We start from the raw sequence: 21632 nt of genomic DNA, 5'->3' as shown, positions 1-21632 counted from the left end.
CCGACCGGGGCCGGCCCGGTGTCAGTGGGCGGCCAGCCCTTTGGCGGCCAGGGCCTGGGCGCGCAGGTTGGCGCGCTCCTCGTCGCTCAGGTTGTCCAGCTCTCGGCGCAGACGGGCGGTCTTCTCGAGGCGCGCCGGATCGGCGAGTTCACCAAGGGCGGCGGCCAGGCGGGCGGCGTCGGGATGGTCGAACACCAGGCCCGGCGGCACTTCGAGCTTGAACAGGGTGCGCAGGCGCGCGACCAGCTTGATCACCAGCAGCGAGTGGCCGCCGGCCTCGAAGAAATCGTCGTCTACACCCAGCGTCGCAGGTGCACAGCCCAGCAGGTCGGCCATGGCATCGCGCAGGCAGGCTTGCAACTCGTTCTGCGGCGCTCGCGCCGGCGCCCGACGCAGCGGCTGGCCGGGATCGGGCAAGGCATGACGATCGATCTTGCCGTTGGCCAGACGCGGCAGGCTGGGCACCGCGAGCAGACGCGTCGGGCACAGCGCCTCGGGCAGGCGCTCGGCCAGTGCGGCTAGTAGCGGCTGCAGGGCGTCATCGGCCTGGCCTTGGGCGAGTACGACGTAGGCGATCAGGCTGGCCATGCCTTCACTGGGTGCCCACAGCCGCGCAACGGCCTGCTCGACGCCAGGCAGGGTCAGCAGCGCCGCCTCGATTTCGCCGAGCTCGATGCGCTGGCCGCGCAACTTGACCTGATCATCCCGGCGTCCCACCAGTTGCAGGCCACCTTCGGCGCGGTAGCGACCCAGATCCCCGGAGCGATACAGGCGCTGACCTGGGTGGAAGGGATCGTCGATGAAACGGTCGTCATCGACCTGGTCCAGATAGCCACGGCACAACTGCGCACCACCGATGTACAGCTCGCCCAGGGCACCGGTGGGCACCAGGCGCAGGCGCTCGTCGAGCAGATAGACCCGGTTGCCCGCGAGCACGCGACTCAGCGGGACCCGCTCATCGTGGTCCGGCACGTCCGCCCGCACCGGGTGGAAGAGCACACCGACGGTGGTTTCGGTTGGACCATAGTGGTTGAACAGGCGCAACGACGGCGCTTGCTCGCGCAGTTGCTCGACCAGCCTGCGCGGCGTGGCTTCGCCGCCGAAAATCAGCGTGCCGGGCAGCGGTGCCAAGCCGTTGTCCAGCAGCGCGGCGAAGTGCGACGGCACGAACTTCGCCACGTCCGGGCGCTCTCGGGCCAAAAAGCGGCCGAAGGCGGCACCCTCGGCAAGATCCGCCTCAGTGGCGATGACCAGCTCCGCGCCCATCTGCATTGCACCGAACAGCAAGGTATGGCCAAGGTCGACGCTCAACGGGCTGGTCAGCGCCAGACGCATGCCAGGCGCCAGGCCCAACGCTTCACTGACCGCCTGGGCATAATTGCGCAGCGCACCGTGTTCGACGAGCACACCCTTGGGCGCCCCGGTCGAGCCGGAAGTGAACAACAGATACGCAAGGTGCTGATCGGTGAGCTGCGGCGGCTGGAACGGCAGCGGTTCTTCACTGCCCGCCTGCACCAGGCTCGCGCTCGGCCAAGGCCCCTGGGCGCTGCTCGACCCAGGATCACACAGCACCAGCGCCGGCGCTGCACGGTTCAGCAGGTCGTGGCGGCGCTCGGCGGGCCAGCTCGGTTCCAGCGGCAGGTAGTACGCGCCGACGCTGAGGACGGCGAAAATATGCAGCACGGCCTGCAGCGAGCGCTCGCTTTCAATGGCCACGCACTGGCCGACGCCGACCCCCTGCCCTTGCAGCCAGCCGGCCCGGTGGGTCACCGCTTGGTGCAGCGCGGCGTAATCGAGGGACTGCTGGCCATCACTGAGGGCGATGGCCTGCGGGGTCTGCCGGGCATGCCGAGCGAGCCGCTGGGGCAGCCACTCGCCCGCCGCTGCCGTCTCGTTGGGGGCCAGGGCCAACAGGCGTTGGCGCTCCGTCGTGCCCACCGGATCGAGATCGGCCAGGGCCACGGCGCCATCGACCGGCAGGGTGTGCAGCAGAGTGCGAAGCTGTTCCAGCAGCCCCTCCAGGCTGGCGATGCTGTGCGCAGTCCCGCTGGCCTCGATGGCCAGGTGCAGGGTGTCGCCCCAGACGCGTGCACGCAGCAGCAGTTCGAAGGCCGGACGGCTCGGGTACGCCAGCACCTGCTCGGGCGCAAGGCGCGCGTGCTCGAAGACGAACCCGGCCCGCAGTGGCGCGGTGCTCGTAGGTGACTGGATCGGGCAGTATTCCTGCCAGCCGAGATGATCGGCCAGACGACCTTCGGCCTGTTGCGACCATTGCGCGAAGAGCGCCGCAGGGTCGAGTTCGACACGCAGCGGCAAAACTTTTTCGAAAACCCCCAGGGTGTCTTCGAAGTGATCGTAGTCGCTGCGGCAATCGTGCAGCCAACCACCGACGAACGCCTGCTGCCCGCTCAAACGTCCCAACAGCACCCACCACAGTCCTTGCACAACGAAGTCCAGCGGTTGCCCCAAGGCCTCCGCCACGGCCTGGGCGGCGCCCAGAGTCGACAGGGGTACGGCGAGCTGCGCGTCCAGGCGTGATGCCTGCGGTGTCGCCGAGCTGCCACGCACACCCAGGTGCAGCGCGGCGCCACGTGCGGGGTCGACTTCGGCATGCTGCCAATAGGCCCGACCCTGGGCGGCGTCTTCGTCGGCGGCCATATCCTGGCGCCACTGCACATATTGCTCATAGTCCACATCGCTGGAGACCGGCGTGCGGCCCTCCACCGATGCCAGCACATCGGCGGCCAGACGCTCCAGGCTGGGCGGATCGAGGGACAGGGCAGCCGCCACGAATTCCACCTCGAAACGGTCCTGGGACAGGGCTCGCCAGCTGACCGCCAGCACCTCCCCTTCCTCCAGCGTCAATGCGGGCGCGGTGGCGTCCAGTTCCACCCAACGCACCGCATCGCCCTGGTTGGGACAGGTCTGGCGCCAGCCGAGAAAGCCGGGCACCTGCAGCCAACGTGTGCCTAGCACCGGTTGGCCTGCGGCATAGCTTTGCAACGCGGCTGCAAAGGTGGCCGGCCCCTGCGAGGCGTTCACGGCGATGCGCAAGCGATGGCTGCCCGCGTCAGGGCGCGACGGATCGCGGCCCAGCAGGCACGCCTGCTGTTCGGGGCTCAGGGCAAAGGTGTGCAGCGCGCTTGAATCGAGGCTCAGGTCGGTCATTGCGAATATCCTTGAACAGAGAGGCCGGCCATCTGGCCCGAGCGCTCGTCGGTGTCTGCGGCAGCGCCATCGAACACGCTGCGGTCGGTCATCTCGCCCATGGCCACGACGATTCGCCGCGGACCTTCGAAGGGGTCGCGGGCGTGAGCCACGAGCATGTTGTCGAGCATCGCCACGTCGCCGCGCTGCCACTGGAAACGCACCGCGCAGGCTTCGTAGAGCTGGCCCAGTTGCTCCATGATCGCGTCGTCGATGGGCGTGCCATCGCCGAAGTACACCTGGCGGGGCATGTGCTCGGCGCCGACGATGCCCAGCAGGTCACGGCGCACGTCGGCTTGCAGGCAGTAGTCGTGGTGCAACTGCACCTGGTTGAAGAACGACTTCTCCCCGGTGAACGGATGGCGGATCACCGCCGGGCACGGCGTACGGGTCTGCAGGCCGCCGTTGGCCAGCCACTCGAACGCCACGTCCTGCTGGCGGCAGGCGGCCTCGACCACGGCGCGATCGTCGGTCTTGTAGAAGTCGCGCCAATCCACATCGAAACCGGGGGTAAAGGTGCGCACGTACAGCAGGCCCTTGCGCTCGAAGGTCTCGGCCAGCTCAGTCGGCAAGGCGCGGTACATGGCGCGGCAGTCGACAATCGGGGTGGCGCCGCCCACGGGCGATGGCAGCTCGCAGAAGAACCACTGCTTGCGCGGCCAGCGGCGCAGGTGGGCGCTCTCGTTGTGAAAGAGGATCATCTGCCGCTCGGGGTAAGGCGTGGAGCGGTAGGTGTTGCGCCCTCCCTCCTTCTTCGGCAGGTCGCCATAGGCGCCATACAGACCCGGCTGGATGGCCTCGGCGAACGCCTCGAAGTCCTGGGCGGTGTGCAACCCGAAGCCTCGAAACAGCAAACCGGCATGACGGCGCAGGTGGGTTTCGATGAACTCGCGATGCTGACTGGCCCAGGCACAGGGATCGAGGTCCGCGCTGACCGGCTCGATCACCAGCGGGAATTCGCTGTCGGCCGTCAGCGGTGTGCAGCGTACCGCCGGCGTGGCCGCTGACGGCGTGGCCTGGCGGGTGAACGATTTGAGCTTGTCGCGCTTGGCTTCCAACCGCGAGCGACCGCTGGCTGGCGCGACGGGCGCAGGCTGCAAGGCTCCCAAAGACAGCACAGACAAGGGCTGCTCAGGTGCGTCGAGCACCTGCTCGAGCAGGTCGATCCAGGCCGCGACCCAGGCGCGCACCCGCGCCTTGTCGAGGATCGCCGTGGCGAACACCCACTCCCCGCTCAGCCCTTGCGCATTGGGGGTGAGGAACAGGGCCATGTCGAACTTCGAGGTCTGCGCCGGCGCGGCCAGCAGCTGCGCGCTCAACCCGGGGACGGCGAACTGGCCATTGGGCATGCTGTGCAGCACGAACAGCGCCTGTACCAGCGGGTTGCGCTGACGCTCACGAGGTACGCCGCTGGCCTCCACGATCTGTTCGAAAGGCAGATCCGCCCGTTCGAAGACCGCCAGGGAATCCTCCCTGACTTGGGCCAGCCACTGACTGAACGGCTGCTGCGCATCGACCCGAGCGCGCAACGGGACGATGTTGACGAAGAAGCCAATCAGCTGTTCCAGCTCCGCCCTGGGCCGACCGGCGATGTCGGTACCGTAGACCAGATCGTTTTGCCCCGTGACGCGATGCAGCAACCAGTCGAAGGCAGCACGCAGGACCATGAACAGGCTGGCACCGTGGGCCTGGCCGAGAGCTTCGGCACGGGCCACCTGCTCGGCGCTCAGTTGGAAGATCACGCTGGCGCCGTCGCTCTGCGGCGTCGCCGGACGCGGGCGGTCGGTGGGCAAGGCCAGGTGCTGTGGCGCACGGCTCAAGTACTCCGACCAGAAATCCCATTCCCGCTGGCGCTCGACGCCGCCTTCCTTGGCGTTCTGCCATGCCGCGTAATCGCTGTAGTGCAGGGTCAGCGGCGGCAATGCCGCTTCGCCACCGGTCAAGCGCGCCTGATACAAGACGCCCAGCGCCTGGACCAGTACGCCGAACGACCAGCCATCGCCGATCAGGTGATGCAGGCTCAGCAGCAGCCGGTGCTCTCGATCGTTCAGGCGCACAAGGGTGACGCGCAGCAACGGCGCCTGCTGCAGATCGAAGGGTTGCCCGGCGGCTTCGGCTTCGGCCATGGCCAGGGCGGTGCTCTGTTCCGCATCGCGCAGCCCGCTCAGGTCGAGCAGCGGCAAGCCCAGTTCGAGGTGGTCGGCGCAGTGCACGCGAGCCACCCCGTCGGGCCCGGGCACGAAGGCGCTGCGCAGGCTCGCCTGATGCTGCAGCAGATCATTCAAGGCGCCGTGCAGGGCCTCGGATCGCAGCTCACCGCACAGCCGCAGTTGCGCAACCATGTTGTACGCCGCACGCCCCTGCTCGCCGCCCAACTGCTGGGCCAGCCATAAGCTGCGCTGCACTGGCGACATGGCGTGGGGACCGCGGATATCCAGGCGTTCCAGTGGCACCCCAGCCGCCAGGCGCGGCGCAGCGTCCACCATGGCTGCGACCTGGGCAAGGGGCTTGGCGGCAAACAGCGCACTGAGCGGCAGCTCGACGCTGAACTCACGGCGCACCCGCGCGACCACCTGCACCGCCGCCAGGGAATGACCGCCCTTGGCGAGAAAGACATCGTCGCGGCTGAACTCGCCCGCTTCGAGCACCTCGGACCAGATGGCGGCCAGACGCTGCTCGGTTTGGCCCTGGGGCGCATCTCCCGAACCGCTTGCGCAGGTGTCCGTCAGCGGGCGGTGGTAGACGTGATAGGCGCCCAGCTCGCCGGTTTCCAGGCGCTGACGGCAGGCCGAGCGTTGCAGCTTGCCGCTGGTGGTCTTGGGCAAGGCCGCCGGTTCCAGCAAGGCGATGACGCTGGCCGGTTCCTGCTGGGTGTCGCTGACCACGCGGTCGATGGCCTCGATCAACGTCTGCGGATCGAATTTCTTCTGCGTGCTGCGACCGATCTCGGCCGCGATACCGATGCACTCGCGGCCGTCGACCTGCACCGGGAAGGCCGCAACGCGACCTTTGCGCACCGCGTCCACGCCCTGCTCAACGGCTTTCTCGATGTCCTGCGGGTAGCGGTTCTGGCCGCGAATGATGATCACGTCCTTGGCCCGCGAGGTGATGAACAGGCCACCGTTGTAGAGAAACGCCAAGTCGCCGGTGCGCAGCCAGCGTCCGTCCGGTCGGTCGAGAAAAGTCTTCGCCGTGGCCTCGGGGTTGCGCCAGTAACCGCGAGCGACGCTGGGGCCGCGCACCCAGATTTCACCGACGGTATGGTCTGCGACGGGCTCCAGCGTATGCGGATCCATCAGGCGCACCTGGTCGTCGAACAGCAAGCCCCCACTGCTGACCACTTCGGTGCCATCGGCGTCGGGCACCACTCGACCATGGGCCAGTTCTTCGTGGTCCACGTGCAGCGTGTAGTAAGGGCCACCGCGAATGTTGCTGGTGACCATCAGGGTCGCTTCGGCTAGCCCATAGCAGGGATGCAGCGTCGTCGCCGCCAGACCGGCCGCGGAGAAGCGCTCGACGAAATCGGCCAGGGTATCGGCGCGTACCGGCTCGGAGCCGCAGAACGCCACACGCCACCGGCTCAGGTCCAGCTCGGCGAGCAGACTGTCGCGCACGCTTTCGGTACACAGGCGGAAAGCGAAATCCGGGCCGCCGCTCAGGGTACCGCCATAACGGTGGATCGCTTCCAGCCAGCGTGCCGGGCGCGCAAGAAAGTGTTGGGTGGTCAGCAACACCAGCGGCACGCCGGCGTAGATCGGCTGCAGCATGCCGCCGATCAGGCCCATGTCGTGGTACAGCGGCAGCCAGCTGACGAACACGTCGCCCGGGCGGCTGCCGAAACCCATCTGCAGCAGGCGCTGATTGTCCAGCAGGTTGGCGTGGGTGACTTCGACGCCCTTGGGTTCGGAGGTGGAGCCGGAGGTGTACTGGAGCATGGCGATGGCCTCGCCCAATACCTCGCGCGGCTGCCAGCTTCGCGTCGGTTGCGCCTCCAGGTCCTGGACGCTGGCGACCACCGGCGCGCTTGCCAGGGTCAGGCCATCGCGCAACGCCAGCGATGCATCCAGTGCTGCCTGCTCACACAGGATCAGCGAAGGCTCGGCATCCATGGCCATGCCTTGCAGGCGTTCGGTGTGGAACTGCCGATTGCGTTCCGGTGGATAGGCGGGCACGGCGATCAGCTCGGCATACAGGCAGGCGAAAAACGCCACGATGTAGTCCGGGCCGTTAGTCATCAGCAGCAGCACCCGGTCGCCCTTCACCGTGTGCTGGCCCAGGCAGGCGGCCAGGTGGCGGACCCGCGCATCGAGTTGGGCGTAGGTATAGAGCTCGGTGGTTTCGCTGCCGTCGCCGAGAAAGCGCAGCGCCAGTTGCTCGCCCTGGTGTCCGGCGCGCTGGGCCAGCATCTCGATGAGGGATCGGGGTTGAGGCTGGTGTGGGATGGCCATGGGGCGTCCTCCTGCAATCGCAAAAAATCGGGAAATCCGGGGGTGGCTCAACGTACGTCGGCACCGTGGGGCTCGGCCATGGCCACCACCACTTTGCGCGGCCCCTGAAACGGCGCTCGGCCATGGGCGGTGAGCATGTTGTCGAGCATCAGCACGTCGTCGTCCTGCCAGGCGAACTCGACCTGCTCCTGCTGCATCACACCGCGGATGTCTTCGAGCAGGGTTTCCTCCAGCGCGCTGCCGTCGCCGTAGTAGACGTTGCGCGGCAAGTCCTCTTCCTCGACCAGGTCGAGCAGGGTTTCACGCACTTCCTCGGGCAGGTTGGACACATGGAACAGGTGCGCCTGGTTGAACCACACCGCATCACCGGTACGCGGATGAGTCGCCACGGCCTGACAGACCTGCCGCGTACGCAGGCCGCCATCGTCCTTCCATTCCAGGCCGATGCCGTGGGCCTCGCAGTAGGCGTGCACGACGCTGCGGTCCTGGGTGTTGAACACCTGTTCCCAGGACACGTCCAGGCCGTTGCCGTAGTTGCGGGTGTACATGAGCCCCTTGCTGGCGAAGCGCTGACGAATCCGTTCGCCCACTCGTCGATAGATGGCCCGGCTGTCACCGATCGGCGTTGCACCGCCCACCGGCGAGGCCTGCTGGCAGAAGAACCAGATCTTCATCGGCCAGTCGCGGGTGTAGGCCTGCTCGTTATGCAGCGGAATGTGCTGATGCGGCGGGTACTCGGTGGAGGTGTAGATCCCGCTGGTCACGTTGCTGCGTGGCGTGGAGCCAAATTCGTAGGTGAGCAGATCGGACCCGAAACCCACGGCGAAGCGGCGAAAGCGTTCGGCGTTCTGCACGTCGAAACCACGCAGCAGCACACCGCCGGCCTTGAGCAGTTGTTCATCGATCAGCGCCTGCAGATCAGGCAGGCACGCGGCCAGATCGAGACCCGGCTCGCGCGCCTCGATCAGCAGGGGCAACGGGGTATCGGCGTGTCGCAGAGGCCGGACATCGAAGCGTGAATCAAGCATGGAAGACTCCGCATACAGAGGAGCGCGCTCAGGCATGACTCAGCCCGGCGCGCGCGAGGAAGGAAGAAGCAAGCGAGGGGCGATAGGCCTTGGCCAGGCTCACCATTCGGCGTAGAAAGTCGGCACGCTGGCGGTGCAGGAAGAAATGCCCGCCGGCGCACATTTCCATTCGGAACGGCCCTGTGCACTCCATTTCCCAGGCCGCCAGAGCGCCGACCACGATGCTCTCGTTGCGCCCACCGAACACATGCAGCGCGCACGGCAGCGGCTCGCGGCAAGACGGCCGATGGCGCTCGCCCAGCAGGAAATCGGCGCGCAACACCGGCAACACCATGGCCAGCAACTCGGGGTCGTCGAGCACGACCTGGGGCGTGCCGTCCAGGCGCTGCAGCTCAGCGACCAGCTCGGCATCGCTCATGGGCTGCGCCTGCGGGTTGCCAGCACGCTGGCTGGGCGCGGTGCTGGCAACGGTGATGAGGGCGCTGGGCGCTTCGAGGCCACGGGCGACCAGGGCGTGTGCCACTTCCAGGGCAACCACCCCGCCGACGCTGTGGCCGAGCATCAGGTAAGGCCCATCGATCAAGGACGCCAGTTCGTCCGCCAGAGTGGCGGCCAGGCTCGGCATGTCCACCTGCAACGGCTCGTCACTGCGATGGCCATGACCGGGCAGCTCGACCGGCTGCACGTCGATCCAGGCCGGCAAGACGGCACGCCATGCGGCGAACGGCATGGCGCTCGCCCCGGAACACGCGAAGCAGAACAGGCGGATGCAATCGGGTGGGACGGACACTGCGCGATCTCCTTAAAAGCAGTCGGCAAGCCGGAGTGGCCTTGCCTGGAACACTGCTGATAAGGACGAAACAAAACGGTGCAGAATTAAGCGTTATTGATAAAAATTATCATTTGGGGATAACCAGAACAGGAATCGCGGCCTGTCCTGAGCAGCCTGGGCAAACTCCGCCCAGGCTGCTGGCGAGAGGTGTCAGACCACAGGCTGCAAGAGTGCCGCCTGGGTCGACGCCTCGCGATGGACGATCTGGCCGCGCTCGAGCTTGATCAACTGATCGGCCAGATGGAAATAGCGATCGTCGTGGGAGATGACCAGCAGCGTCTTGCCCTGGGCACGTAGCTCGGGCAGCAACTCGCAGTAGAACACCTCGCGGAACGCCGGATCCTGGTCCGCCGCCCACTCGTCGAACACGATGACGGGGCGGCCTTCCAGACAGGCAACGATCAGCGCCAGACGCTTGCGCTGCCCCTGGGACAGTTCACGGGTAGAGAACGAACCGTTGCTGACACTGACCTTGTGATCCAGATGTAACTTCGCCAGCCACTCGCCGGCCTGGGTATCCACGCTCGCATCCGGCGCTTCGAGCAAGGTGTCGAACAGGTGAAAGTCGGAGAAGACCGCCGAGAACAGCTGGCGATAGTCGTCCCACTCATCCTCCCCGACCGCTCGACCATCGACGCGTACCACGCCGCTTTCCGGTCGATACAGACCGGCAATCAGCTTGGCCAGGGTGGTCTTGCCGCTGCCGTTGCCACCCACCAGAAAGGTGATTTCGCCGGGCTTGAGGGTCAGTTGCACCGGGCCGAGGGTGAACACTTCGTCCTCGCGCTCGCTGAAGTAACCGTGGGTCAGGCCGTCGAGCGCCAGGGTCACACCTTTGGGCGCCGGCGACGGCACGGGGGTCTGCCGCTGGGTTTCAGCCTTCAGCTGGGCCAGGGTCGCTTCGATACGCGCACTGGCGACCCGCGCCTGACTCATCTGCGGCAGGTTCAGCAGTACCCCTTCCAGCGGCCCCATCATGTACAGAAACACCATCACGTAGCCGGTGATCACCGCCGCGTCGGAAGGAATCCACAAGCGCAGAAACAGCACCACACCGATCAGCACCAGAAACAGCAAACGTCCCCAGCCGCCAGTGATGGCAAACAGCATCAGCCCCTTGGCACGGTTGTGGCGCACCTGCTCGACGGCGCTGACCAACACCTCGTCGAGAAAGCGCTGCGCCTTGGAGCGGTTGAGCTTGAGCTCCTTGGCACCCGAGACCATGGCGTCGAAATGACCGAAGAGTTCGTCCTGGCTGGAGCCGGCCTTGCGAAAATACTGAAGCATGTGCGAATGGCACAGGTGATAGCCCAGCGAACCGAGACCGATGGCCAGCACCGAGACCAGAAAGATCGCCCACGACAGATAGGCCAGGTAACCCAGACAACCCAGCACCACCACGGCGCTGGTCACCAGCATGGGAAACCCGGTGAAGAAGTTCGACAAGGTGGTGGTGTCGTCGGCCAAGGCCGCCTGGATGCGCCCGCGCCCCGCCGTTTCCAACCCCCGCAGCGGTGCCGCGACCACATGCCGGGAGATGTGCAGGCGCAAAGTGGCCAGGCCTTGCTGGCTGAGGTGCGCGAACAGCGCCCGGGACAGCACCTGGCTGCCCATCACCAGGGCGATCACCAGCACGAAAGGCAGCGCGTAACCGGTGAGGTCTTGCAGCGATGCGTTCAGGGCTTGGTTGATCAGCGCCACCAGCAGCACGTTGGCCAGGCCGCAGACCAGGCTCGCGCCGATGGCCACGGCCAACCGCGTGCGCGAAGCGCGAACCAGCATACCGAACAATGACATGGGGTCTCCTTGAGAGTCGGCGGGCGCAGGCATCACGCCTGTCGCCGTCGATAGTTGGGGTTACACAGGTAAACGAAGCCGGCGGTTGATTCTTTACCGCGATAAAGTCCATATGCCTACAGGGTATTGGGAAGCAAACGCAGTTGCTATAGACTCCCATTCTCGCCAGGAGGCGATCGTTCTGCTTCGGAGTCAGCCTGCAATGTCCCTTACCCGCCGTCGAGCCCTGACCGGCCTGGCGCTGCTGCCAGCCGCACTGTGCGGTTCGTCTCTGGTCAGCGCTGCCGACGCTGTCGTGCCAACCGCCGTAACCCGAGCAGCGCCGAAAGTCGATATCGTCAGCTTCGAGCCCGCCCTCACCGAAAGCCTGCTGGGCCTGGGCGTCGTGCCCCGTGCCGTGGTCAACGCCGGTTTCTATCGCGAGTTCGTCGCTCAGCCCTCCCTGCCCGACGATGTCATCGACCTGGGCCCGAGTATCGAGCCCAACCTGGAATACCTGCAACGCCTGGCACCCGGCCTGATCATCGGCACGTCCTGGCAGCTCGAGGGTACCCTGCTGCAGCGTATCGCGCCGCTGCGCACCTTCGACATCTATGCGGCGAACGCCCAACCCTATCGCAATGCCGGGCAAGTGTTGCTCGACCTCGGCGCGCTGGTCGACCGTCGTGCCCAGGCGCAAGCCTTGCTGGAACAGACCGACCAGTTGCTCGAAAGCCTGCGTGCCAGGCTCACCCCGGTCAAGGACCGCCCGGTGTACATCGCACGACTGAATCCGGATGGCCGTCACCTGCTGCTTTTCGGCGCCAAGGGCATGTACCAGGCCGTGCTCGACCGCCTGGGCCTGCGCAACGCCTACCAAGGGCGTACCAACGCCTGGGGCGGTAGTCCGGCGGTGGGCATCGAGACGCTGCTGGAACACCCGGATGCCGCATTCCTGTACTACACCAACCCCCGCGAAGCGGTCGCGGCGCAGCGCCGCCTGGACAACAGCCCTATCTGGCGCGCCCTGCCGATGATCCGCGAGGGCCGCATTCGGGCGCTGCCACGCTTCTACCCCAGCGGCGGCCTGCTGACCGCGCAACGCCTGGCCCTCTCGATCACCGAGCAGTTGCTCGCCATGGAAGCCGACCATGCCTGATTCCCCTTCACGCCTGCGTCGCCAGCCCGCCTGGCTGGCCCTTGGACTGCTGCTGATCGCACTGGCGTTGAGCGTGCAGCAGGCCAGTTCACTGCTTGCACACGGGTCATGGGATCACGTATTCGGCTCGGTGATACCCGACGACTTCTCAGCCCTGCTGGTTCGTTACAGCTACCTACCGCGCCTGGTCGTCAGCCTCGTGGTCGGCGCCGCGTTGGCGCTGGCCGGGGTGATCTTCCAGCAAGTGCTGCGCAATCCGATCGCCGAACCGACCACGCTCGGGGTTGCCTCTGGAGCCCACCTGGCCCTGGCCACCTGTGCGATCTACGCACCGAGCCTGCTCGACGGTGGTCAGGAAGGCGTCGCCCTCATCGGTGCCGGACTGGGCATGCTGGCGGTGCTGGGCCTGGCCTGGAGCCGACGCATGTCACCGGTGGCGCTGATCCTGTCCGGGCTGATCATCAACCTGTACTGCGCGACGTTGAGCACCTTGCTGGTCTTGGCCAACCATGAGGTCTTGAACAACCTGTTCATCTGGCAATCAGGCTCGCTGAACCAGAACAGCTGGCAGGATGTGTATCACCTGGCGCCTCGTCTGGCGGCCGTGGCCGTGCTCGCCGCCCTGCTCGCTCGGCCGTTGGAAGTTCTTGGCCTTAACGACGCCACGGCCGGTAGCCTCGGCCTGTCGCCTGGGCGCATGCGCCTGCTGGCCCTGAGCGTGGCCGTGGCCTTGAGCGCCAGCACCATCGCCAGCGTCGGCGTGATCGGCTTCCTTGGCCTGGCCGGCCCGGCCCTGGCCCGACTGGCCGGCGCTCGCACATTGCGCCAGCGTTTGATCTGGGCGCCGGTGTTCGGCGCCTTGCTGCTGGTGCTCGCCGACCAGTTGGTCCAGGCCTCGGCGCGCGTGCTGGGTGCCGAAATGCCCACGGGCATCTTCACCGCCTTTCTCGGCGCGCCGCTGCTGCTAGTGCTGCTGAGCCGTCTGCATGAGACCCGCATCAATCCACCCGCCAACGCCGGCAACGTTCGCTCCCTTTCCCTCAAACGGACCCGTTGGGTACTGCTTGCGGTGCTGGTCGTGTCCGTTTACCTCGCGCTGACCTGGGGACGCGGCGCGGACGGCTGGTATTTCAGCAGCGGTGCGACCTTCGATGCGCTGCTGCCCTGGCGCGCGCCCAGGGTGGCCGCCGCGTTCGCCGCTGGGGTGCTGCTGGCCCTGGCCGGCACCCTGATGCAACGCATGACCGGCAACCCGATGGCCAGCCCGGAAATGCTCGGTGTCAGTTCCGGTGCGGCGTTGGGCGGCATTCTGGTGCTGGTCATCGTCCCCGGCTTCAACCCCTGGGTGCTGCTGACCGCGGACATCGCCGGCGCCCTGATCGCGTTGCTGGCCATCGTCGCGCTGAGCTGGCGCAGCGCCTTCGCGCCAGACCGCATGCTGCTCACCGGCGTCGCGCTGAGCACCCTGCTCAATGCGTTCGCCGCCTTGTTCATGGTCAGCGGCGATTCCCGGGTGCTGCTCATGCTCAGTTGGATGACCGGCTCGACCTATCGCATCGACGCCGGCCAGGCGCTGGTCGTCAGTGCCTTGGCGGTGCTGTTCCTGCTGGTCACGCCGCTGTGCAACCGCTGGCTGGCGATCATGCCCCTGGGCGCCGAGCGCACGCGGGCACTGGGGATATCCCTGGGCGGCAGCCGCCTGGCCCTGCTGTTGCTGACCGCCGTGATGACCGCAGCCGCCACGCTGGCCGTCGGCCCCTTGAGTTTCGTCGGCCTGATCGCGCCCCACATCGCACGGATGCTCGGCGCACGCCGGCCGATCGCGCAATTGCTGCTCTCGGCCATGCTCGGCGGCACGCTGCTGGTGCTGGCCGACTGGCTGGGCCGCAACCTGGTGTTCCCGTGGCAGATCCCGGCGGGGATCTTCGCGACCTTCATCGGCGGGCCGTATTTCATGTGGCTCCTGGTGCGCAAGCGCTGAGCAGAATCAGCAAGGAAGCAAGTAAAGATGGGAATCAACCTTAAATAATTACGATTCCCATTCGTTACAATTCTACCTAAGCTATGCCCTGGAACCACCCGACCGGTCAGTACCCGGTAGGTTCCTGCGCGCTGGCACACGCGAGAAGCCACTCACGGAGAAGCACCATGACCACGCCGAACTTCACCCTGCCCCTGGCCGACGGCCGCCACGTGATCGCCCAGGTGGCGGACGATGGCAACGGCAGTCTGGCAATCGAAGGGATCGAACCGGTGCACTTTTTCCGCCAGGACGGCCATGTGCGGCTGGAGAACCTGCCCGTGGCGTTCCCGGTCAGCGGCCTGCTCGCCCTGCTCGGTCAGGTCTTCTGCAATTCGTCACGCGTCCCTGGGCTGGAAGTCAGCGCCCCGCTCGCCCTCGACCGCGCGCGCGACGCGGTGCGTGAAGGAGTGTTCGATACCCTTCTGGGCCACGACGGCCGCACCGCACGCCTGGCCTGCGCCCGCAGCAGCTTCTGGCAACACCCGCTGCCCTGGCTCACCACTCCATCGGCCGCCGGCATGCCGCTGCGCTACACGTTCAGCGGCGACAAGCGTCACCCACAGCGCCCGCCGATCCCGCACGGCGAGGTCTACCGCCGCGAACTACCGGGCCTGAAGACCACGTTCACCCTGCGCACCGTCGACATCGGTCTGGACCTGGAACGCTTCAATCGCTGGATGAACCTGGAGCAGGTCGCGTTCTTCTGGGAGCAGACCGGCAGCCCCGAAGAACACGCCGAATACCTGCAACAGATGCTCGATGACCCACGTGTGTTGCCACTGATCGGCAGCTACGACGGCGAGCCGTTCGCCTACTTCGAGATCTACTGGTGCAAGGAAGATCGCATCGCTCCCTATTACGACGTCCAAGACCACGACCGTGGCTGGCACGTGGTGGTCGGCGAGAGCAAGCACCAGAGCGCCGGCAAGCTCAAGGGCTGGTTCCGCTCGCTCATGCACTACATGTTCATCGACGAGCCGCGCACCCAGCGCATCCTCGGCGAACCGCGGATCGACCACACCCGGCAGATCGGCTTCCTCGAATCCCAGGGCTACGGCAGGCTCAAGACCATCACCCTGCCGCACAAGCAAGCCGCCCTGTTGCGCCTGGAGCGCGAGACGTTCTTCGACGAGTACTGCCCGTAACCGCCGCCAATGGGACGCCCGCTGCTTGATGGGGATCATGCAGCGGGCGACATGACTTCAACTCACCAGAAAAACAACACTTCACACTCAGGAGCCGCCATGCCCGCAAAAAAAGTCTTCGTCTACCATCCGCTGACACTGGCGCTGTTGCTCGGTGGCTTGCCACTGAGTACAGCCTACGCCGCCGACAGCGCCAGCACTGCCGCCTCGAGCGGCACCCTGGAACTGCAGGAAACCAACATCGACGCCAGGGTCCTCGAGAACCCGACCGGGCAGATCCAGGGTCCCGTGGCCACGCGCAGCACCAGCGCGAGCAAGACCGATTCGGCGATCAAGGACATTCCGCAGTCGATTTCGGTCGTCACCCGCGACGAGATGGACAACCGCAAGACCGACACCCTGGCCGAGGCTCTGGGCTACACACCAGGCGTGATCGCCCAGCCCGGCGGGTTCAGCCGGGTCGCCGACGACTTCGTGATCCGCGGCTTCAACGTCGGCTCGGGCACGGGCGGCATTCTGCGCGATGGCATGAAACTGCAAGGCAGCGTGTATGACGGCGGCATCGAACCCTACGGCCTGGAGCGCGTGGAAGTGGTCAAGGGCGCCTCTTCGGTGCTGTACGGCCAACTCTCACCGGGCGGTCTGATCAACACCATCACCAAACGCCCGACCGATACGCCGCTGCATGAAGTCAACGTCGAGTACGGCAGCCATGCACGCAAACAGTACAGCTTCGACCTGGGCGGCCCGATCGACGACGCCGGGCAGTTCTCCTATCGCCTCACCGGCCTGTGGCGCGACAGCGACACCCAGACCACCGACGCCGACGACGACCGCCGTTACATCGCCCCCGCCTTCACCTGGCGCCCGAACGACAGCACCTCGCTGACCCTCCTGGCCAACTACCAGGAAACCCGCACCGGCTTCGCACCGCCGCTGGATTTCGACCTGACCACCTCGTCCGGCACCCGCTACCCCAAGGTCGACCGCGACTTGTTCACCGGCGAGCGCGGCTTCGATCACTACAACAACTATTCGACCAGCATCGGCTACCTGTTCGAACACGAATTCACTCCCGACCTGAAAATCCGCCACTCGCTGCGCCACTTCGAGGCGGATCTAAGCTGGGACTACATGCAGGTCGCCGATACCGGCAGCGCCGCCCTGCGCAACCGGGGCCAGCTGGCGCGCCGACCCAGCATCCGCCGCGAACGCTCCGAAGGCTGGACCAGCGACAACAACGTGCAATGGACCCTCAACAGCGGTCGCTGGCAGCACACCCTGCTGGCGGGCGTGGACTACTACCACAAGACCTACGACTCCCATCGCTTCGCCGGCGCCAACTCCATATTCAACCCGGCCAACCCGGTGTATGGCGTGCCAACCAACGCCACATCCGCCAACACCGGCTCGGACCTGCACAGCGCCCAGGCCGGCGTCTACTTGCAAGACCAGATCAAGTTCGACGACAAGTGGATTCTGTTGCTGGGCGGCCGCCAGGACTGGGCCGAAAGCCGCACCTACAACTTCGCCAGCGGCGCCCGCACACCACGCGATGACAAGAAAGCCACCGGCCGTGTCGGCCTCGTCTACCAGGCGGACAACGGCCTGGCCCCGTACATCAGCTGGAGCCAGTCGTTCCTGCCGGCGAACGTCTTCAACGCCAACGCCAACACCTCGTTCGATCCGACCGAGGGCGAGCAGTACGAGATCGGCGTGCGCTACACCCCGCCCGGTACCACGGCCCTGCTGAGCGCTGCGGTCTACGACCTCAAGCAGAAGAACTCGCTGAGCACCGACCTCACTGGCAACACCGTGCAGTTCGGCGAAACCCGCGCGCGAGGTGTGGAGCTCGAGGCCAAAGCGGACATCACCCCGAACCTCAGCGCCACCGCCTCGTACACCTACACCGATGCGAAGATCACCGACGATGCCGTGTCCACCCGCGTGGGCACGCGCATCGACGGCGTGCCTTATCACATGGCCAACCTGTGGGCCGACTACCGCTTGACCGCCCTGGGCCTGCCTCAGGTCGTGGTCGGCGGCGGCGCCCGCTACATGGGTACCAGCCGTACGTCCAGCTCGGACGCCAACGAAAAGGTCTCCGCCTACACGATGTTCGACGCGAAAGTTACCTATGAAGTCGACAAGAACTGGACCGTGGCCATGAAGGCGCAAAACGTCGCCAACGAGAAGTACCTGTTCTGCAACGTCTCATGCCGCTACGGCGACGAGCGAGCGCTGATCGGGTCGGTCAACTACCGCTGGTAACGGCTGACCAGGCACACGGCGATCGGCCCCTCTGGCAAGTACCGGATTCATCTGGACCCCAAGGGACTGATCGTCGCCAAGACCCGCTTCACCTCGGCCACCTTGAATGCTCGGTGCCCCAAAATGACGACGGCGCGTGACCCTGCCACGCGCCGCGCGGTCACGCGTACTTCCTCAAGCCCCCATCGCTTCACGCAGGCTGGCCGGGCGCATGTCCGTCCAGTTGGCTTCGATCCAGGCCAGGCACTCGGCCTTGGACGCCGCTTCCCTCACCGTTGACCAACCCGCCGGCACGGCCTTGAAATCGGGCCAGATCGAGTACTGCTGCTCGTGATTCACCACTACCAGAAACATCGTGTCTTCGCGGTCGAACGCCATTGCCTTGCCTCCTGAAAATTACCCAACGTACCTGCGCGTAGCACAGGCCTACCCCTCAAAGACGTCCCACACCTCCCAAAAATTAGCCTTCATTTGACGAGCGGGCTAATTCCTTCACGCAATCAAGAAAACCTATGAATAGAACAATTTCTCATTTGACAATGAGAATCAACAACTCTACTTTGAGCGCCGTCACATAAGGACATACTTTCTGTCACTGCCCGCCGCAGGTATCAACATGCAGGATTCACGTAGCACGGATAACTCACTCCACGACCTCCCCTCGCTGCTGCAGACACTCATTTCGCACCGCCAGGGCCTGATCAAAATCGCCGCGCAAATCACCGGATGCCGCAGCCACGCCGAAGATGTCGTCCAGGATGCCTATCTGCGAGTGCGCAGAATGAAAGCCGGCATGCTGCCCTTCAACGCCCAGCTCAATTACATCTTCCGCATCGTGCGCAACCTGGCCATCGACCATTACCGCAAGCAGGCCACCGAACAGCGCTACTTCGTCCAGGACGACCAGACCCTCGACACAGTCCCCCAGATGTCCAACCCGGAGTCGATCAACGTCGACCGCCAGACCCTGGGCAAGGTCGACCGCGCCCTGGCCCAACTGCCCAAGCGCGCCCGCTACGCCTTCCTGATGTACCGCGTGCACGGCAAACCACAGAAAGACATCGCCACCGAGCTGGGCGTCTCGCCGACGTTGGTCAATTTCATGATTCGCGATGCGTCGGTGCACTGCCGGAAGTTCGTGGGGGCTGGGGCGGGTTTCTAGGATTTGGAAGGTGTGATGGGCAGGTCATGTTCGTGGCGTTCGAACATCATTCGCAGGAAGCTTCAGAATCGCTTGGTAGATTGGGCTTTGTATCCGTCACCCACTGGAAACGAAGAACGCAAATGTGCGGCACAAATGCCTATTCGAACCGGGCGTTCATTTCTTCCAGGCTCAAGGTCACATCGCTGTCTATGCTAGGCAGGCGCTCGATGGCCAGGCGTTCAGAACGCAGATCTTCAAGCTCATCCTGCAGCGCTTGATAAGCGTCGACGCTCAGCAGCACGGCGGCTGGCTCGTGATCATCGATGATGACCAGATGCGAGACCGTGCCGCTGGTGACGGCTTCCAGATGCACGCTGAAACACCCAGCCATCGCCGCGGCGGAGACAGCGTGCTGAACTCGGGTTGATGATGCACTCATGCGTCTTGCCCCTCTACCGATGATCCCGTTCCCTTTACCTGCAGAGTCGGTGGACGGACGTGTTCAGCTCGCCCGGCGCCTATTCATAAGCCCCGCAACAAGCAGAGCCACGCCAGGCACCAGCAGTCCTATGGACGTCCATCCAAAAGCCTCCTGACCCGAGGCGCCGATCGCGGCGAAGGCGCAGCCGACTGCAATCAACGGGGCGCCGGCGAAGTAGAACGGGTTGTTGGCTTTCTTGGCCATAGTGGATCTTCCTGATTTTCGCGATTGAAAACTGATTGAAAACTGAGTGCTTGCTGCTGAATTCTGACTCACGTTCCACTAGTTTGATAACGTCAAGCGTCTCATGATCCAAAGATCGCAGCGTCATCCCACTCAACAATCCTCCTGGCTCCAATCCAGACTTGATCTCCGCCCCCCTGCCAAGGACTAGATCCAGTGGACTTGCTCCTACCAAACCGGACACCAACTCCCCATTGAATTGATGTTGCTGTCACACACCTAAACTCTCTCGGCGACCGCTGTTTCAAAGCGCCATGCGGGTAGAATTGCTGCCATGATTAGTTTGAGGCTGGTGTGGCAAAGTGTTACGACAAGCCGATCAATGGCCTCCAGTTCGTCGAGCAAACTACTGAAGACATTCACTATGGGAGAAACAATGACACCGCTACCTATCGGGCCTATCGCATCCATACCAGAATGTCGCCCCCCTTCCAAACGGAGCCATGTAGGTAAGAGCGTCAAGCTGATCCCCCTGACCAGAAGTCACGCTCCAGACCTGTGGCACACAGCTCAAAACGCGGACGAAAGTTGGACGTATCTTGGCTACGGCCCGTTCGAATCCTACGCGAAATTCGAGGCGCATGTGGCTGGACTCGAGGGGCTTGCAGATCAGCCATTTTTTTCTGTTCTACCCTCTAATGGAAGCGTCAGCGGATGGATTTCGTTTTGCGACATCGATACGGACAATGCCGCTCTTGAGTTAGGCAGCATCTGGTTCTCACCAGAAATGCAGCGGACACGACCCGCAACTGAGGCGATCTACCTTCTTATTGATCACGCTTTTTCTATTGGTTTCAACAGAGTCGCTTGGCGGTGTAACGCCCTTAATCTGCCCTCTCGAAACGCGGCACTGCGACTAGGATTTTCCTTTGAGGGCATTTGGCGTCAAGCTCAAATCATCAAAGGCAGATGGCGCGATACAGCCTGGTATGCACAGTTTGCTGAAGACTGGCCAGCTAACAAGCTCCTTTTCGAGCGCTGGCTGGCCGATGATAACTTCGACGCCAATGGCCGTCAGCGCACCTCGCTACGGTGAAAGTACATTTGTGCTCAAATACTGGAGGGGCGTTGGCGGCTGGGTTCCGATCTCCCCCTGACCCGGCGTAGCGAGATGCTACCGGAGACCGCTACACATGAAGGGTTTCAGGTAACGCGGTCCATCCTTTGCAAATCTGACGCAGCATCAAAACGGTGAGGTAAACATGGAAGTACGGCCTATCACACTCAACGATCTAAACGCGTTTTACGCCCTATTTTGTGAGGTAAGCGCTGAGGGCCTTTACTCGGCACGTTCAAGCCCGCCTCCTATTCAAGCAGTCGAGCATGCGTTGACACAGGTGGTGGAAAATCGTTGGCCGGTTTATGTGATCGAGCGCGAAGGTCAAATAATCGGCTCAGCTGAAGCCTATCCAGATAGCTTTTGCCGGACAGGCGGCAGCGAGTTCGTTGGAATTCTGGGAATGCAGGTCAAGCGAGAGTACCGCCGGAATGGTTACGGATTCGCTCTTCTTTCAGTAGTGATAAGGCACTGTCGAGAAGCTGGTTTCAACTCTGTCGACCTCAGCGTTTTCACGTCAAACACGGCAGCTCGATCACTTTACAGAAAGCTTGGTTTCATCTGGATCGAAGAGCTTCCGCCTTGCACACTTCCATGCGGCAGGGTCGAAACCCCCATCAAAATGCGGCTCGCACTCTGATTGCAAGGTTACGGCGAATACAGCGAAAACGTTGACAAAGTGTCATGCCGACGCGTTTACGTATGAGTCAGCAATCGCTCAAGTCCATCCCACCTGCTGGGCACTGGCGCTCTGTCTCGTGGATCTGCGAGGCCAAGTTCCTCAAGCGTATAGTTCATCTTCCCGAAGTTGCAGGGGG

At 64.4% G+C, this 21632-nt stretch carries 15 protein-coding genes; 7 read left to right on the top strand and 8 right to left on the bottom strand.

What is annotated here, in order from left to right; translation table 11 throughout:
• Positions 1–21 precede the first annotated feature (21 nt).
• The 5 genes from ASF66_RS01215 to ASF66_RS01195 all read right to left on the bottom strand — a co-directional run bounded on the left by ASF66_RS01215 (position 22) and on the right by ASF66_RS01195 (position 11312).
• A complete protein-coding gene (locus ASF66_RS01215) occupies positions 22–3168 on the bottom strand; it encodes a non-ribosomal peptide synthetase (RefSeq protein WP_056842390.1) in 3147 nt (1048 codons plus the stop codon).
• Entirely contained in the window at positions 3165–7655 is a 4491-nt protein-coding gene (locus ASF66_RS01210) for a condensation domain-containing protein (RefSeq protein WP_056842389.1), read from the bottom strand. The genes ASF66_RS01215 and ASF66_RS01210 overlap by 4 nt, the downstream gene beginning before the upstream one ends.
• Positions 7656–7702: 47 nt before the next feature.
• Positions 7703–8683: a TauD/TfdA family dioxygenase gene (locus tag ASF66_RS01205; protein ID WP_049859987.1), complete on the bottom strand. Its 981-nt coding sequence runs from the start codon at positions 8681–8683 to the stop codon at positions 7703–7705.
• Positions 8684–8711: 28 nt separating this feature from the next.
• A complete protein-coding gene (locus ASF66_RS01200; RefSeq protein WP_156463105.1) occupies positions 8712–9473 on the bottom strand; it encodes a thioesterase II family protein in 762 nt (253 codons plus the stop codon).
• Positions 9474–9665: 192 nt separating this feature from the next.
• Positions 9666–11312 carry a cyclic peptide export ABC transporter gene (locus ASF66_RS01195; protein WP_056842388.1) on the bottom strand — a complete coding sequence of 549 codons (1647 nt, stop codon included), beginning with the start codon at positions 11310–11312 and terminating at the stop codon, positions 9666–9668.
• Between the two features lie 202 nt (positions 11313–11514).
• Between ASF66_RS01195 and ASF66_RS01190 the strand changes: the two genes are divergently transcribed.
• The 4 genes from ASF66_RS01190 to ASF66_RS01175 all read left to right on the top strand — a co-directional run bounded on the left by ASF66_RS01190 (position 11515) and on the right by ASF66_RS01175 (position 17889).
• Positions 11515–12450, top strand: a complete 936-nt coding sequence (locus ASF66_RS01190) for an ABC transporter substrate-binding protein (RefSeq protein WP_056842387.1) — start codon at positions 11515–11517, stop codon at positions 12448–12450.
• The gene (gene fhuB, locus ASF66_RS01185; protein WP_056842386.1) at positions 12443–14431 is read left to right on the top strand and encodes a Fe(3+)-hydroxamate ABC transporter permease FhuB; all 1989 of its coding nucleotides are present in this window, start codon (positions 12443–12445) and stop codon (positions 14429–14431) included. Before ASF66_RS01190 ends, fhuB begins: the two co-directional genes overlap by 8 nt.
• Before the next feature lie 167 nt (positions 14432–14598).
• On the top strand, positions 14599–15618 hold the full coding sequence (locus tag ASF66_RS01180) for a GNAT family N-acetyltransferase (protein WP_056842385.1): 1020 nt from the start codon (positions 14599–14601) through the stop codon (positions 15616–15618).
• 99 nt (positions 15619–15717) lie between these two features.
• Positions 15718–17889, top strand: coding sequence for a TonB-dependent siderophore receptor (locus ASF66_RS01175; protein ID WP_056842384.1), 2172 nt, complete (start codon positions 15718–15720; stop codon positions 17887–17889).
• 174 nt (positions 17890–18063) lie between these two features.
• On the opposite strand, the gene ASF66_RS01170 is transcribed toward ASF66_RS01175, so the two are convergent.
• Positions 18064–18267 (bottom strand): MbtH family protein, encoded by a 204-nt coding sequence (locus tag ASF66_RS01170; RefSeq protein ID WP_056842383.1) that lies wholly within the window; start codon positions 18265–18267, stop codon positions 18064–18066.
• 238 nt (positions 18268–18505) lie between these two features.
• Here ASF66_RS01170 and ASF66_RS01165 point away from each other — a divergent pair, with 238 nt between their 5' ends.
• On the top strand, positions 18506–19051 hold the full coding sequence (locus ASF66_RS01165; protein ID WP_082484358.1) for an RNA polymerase factor sigma-70: 546 nt from the start codon (positions 18506–18508) through the stop codon (positions 19049–19051).
• A 139-nt stretch (positions 19052–19190) separates the two neighbouring features.
• On the opposite strand, the gene ASF66_RS01160 is transcribed toward ASF66_RS01165, so the two are convergent.
• Positions 19191–19472, bottom strand: a complete 282-nt coding sequence (locus ASF66_RS01160; RefSeq protein WP_156463104.1) for a type II toxin-antitoxin system Phd/YefM family antitoxin — start codon at positions 19470–19472, stop codon at positions 19191–19193.
• Positions 19473–19535: 63 nt separating this feature from the next.
• Positions 19536–19718 carry a hypothetical protein gene (locus ASF66_RS01155; RefSeq protein WP_056842381.1) on the bottom strand — a complete coding sequence of 61 codons (183 nt, stop codon included), beginning with the start codon at positions 19716–19718 and terminating at the stop codon, positions 19536–19538.
• Between the two features lie 415 nt (positions 19719–20133).
• On the opposite strand from ASF66_RS01155, the gene ASF66_RS21840 reads away from it, so the two are divergent.
• Positions 20134–20793, top strand: a complete 660-nt coding sequence (locus ASF66_RS21840; RefSeq protein WP_082484543.1) for a GNAT family N-acetyltransferase — start codon at positions 20134–20136, stop codon at positions 20791–20793.
• Between the two features lie 166 nt (positions 20794–20959).
• Positions 20960–21454 (top strand): GNAT family N-acetyltransferase, encoded by a 495-nt coding sequence (locus tag ASF66_RS21835; RefSeq protein WP_082484355.1) that lies wholly within the window; start codon positions 20960–20962, stop codon positions 21452–21454.
• The last annotated feature ends 178 nt before the right edge of the window (positions 21455–21632 follow it).

Source organism: Pseudomonas sp. Leaf129 (genome assembly GCF_001423465.1).
In the GTDB taxonomy this organism is placed as follows: Bacteria; Pseudomonadota; Gammaproteobacteria; order Pseudomonadales; family Pseudomonadaceae; genus Aquipseudomonas; species Aquipseudomonas coleopterorum.
Note: the sequence above shows the minus strand (reverse complement) of the source record. Positions and strands in the feature narration are given on the sequence as shown.

Excerpts from the sequence above, each read along its gene's own strand:
- ASF66_RS01170 (WP_056842383.1), bottom strand. The coding sequence starts at position 18,267 with ATGGCGTTCGACCGCGAAGACACGATGTTTCTGGTAGTGGTGAATCAC.
- fhuB (WP_056842386.1), top strand. The coding sequence starts at position 12,443 with ATGCCTGATTCCCCTTCACGCCTGCGTCGCCAGCCCGCCTGGCTGGCC.
- ASF66_RS01215 (WP_056842390.1), bottom strand. The coding sequence starts at position 3,168 with ATGACCGACCTGAGCCTCGATTCAAGCGCGCTGCACACCTTTGCCCTG.
- ASF66_RS01160 (WP_156463104.1), bottom strand. The coding sequence starts at position 19,472 with ATGAGTGCATCATCAACCCGAGTTCAGCACGCTGTCTCCGCCGCGGCG.
- ASF66_RS21835 (WP_082484355.1), top strand. The coding sequence starts at position 20,960 with ATGGAAGTACGGCCTATCACACTCAACGATCTAAACGCGTTTTACGCC.
- ASF66_RS01175 (WP_056842384.1), top strand. The coding sequence starts at position 15,718 with ATGCCCGCAAAAAAAGTCTTCGTCTACCATCCGCTGACACTGGCGCTG.
- ASF66_RS01180 (WP_056842385.1), top strand. The coding sequence starts at position 14,599 with ATGACCACGCCGAACTTCACCCTGCCCCTGGCCGACGGCCGCCACGTG.
- ASF66_RS01190 (WP_056842387.1), top strand. The coding sequence starts at position 11,515 with ATGTCCCTTACCCGCCGTCGAGCCCTGACCGGCCTGGCGCTGCTGCCA.
- ASF66_RS01205 (WP_049859987.1), bottom strand. The coding sequence starts at position 8,683 with ATGCTTGATTCACGCTTCGATGTCCGGCCTCTGCGACACGCCGATACC.
- ASF66_RS01195 (WP_056842388.1), bottom strand. The coding sequence starts at position 11,312 with ATGTCATTGTTCGGTATGCTGGTTCGCGCTTCGCGCACGCGGTTGGCC.
- ASF66_RS01165 (WP_082484358.1), top strand. The coding sequence starts at position 18,506 with ATGCAGGATTCACGTAGCACGGATAACTCACTCCACGACCTCCCCTCG.
- ASF66_RS01155 (WP_056842381.1), bottom strand. The coding sequence starts at position 19,718 with ATGGCCAAGAAAGCCAACAACCCGTTCTACTTCGCCGGCGCCCCGTTG.
- ASF66_RS21840 (WP_082484543.1), top strand. The coding sequence starts at position 20,134 with ATGACACCGCTACCTATCGGGCCTATCGCATCCATACCAGAATGTCGC.
- ASF66_RS01210 (WP_056842389.1), bottom strand. The coding sequence starts at position 7,655 with ATGGCCATCCCACACCAGCCTCAACCCCGATCCCTCATCGAGATGCTG.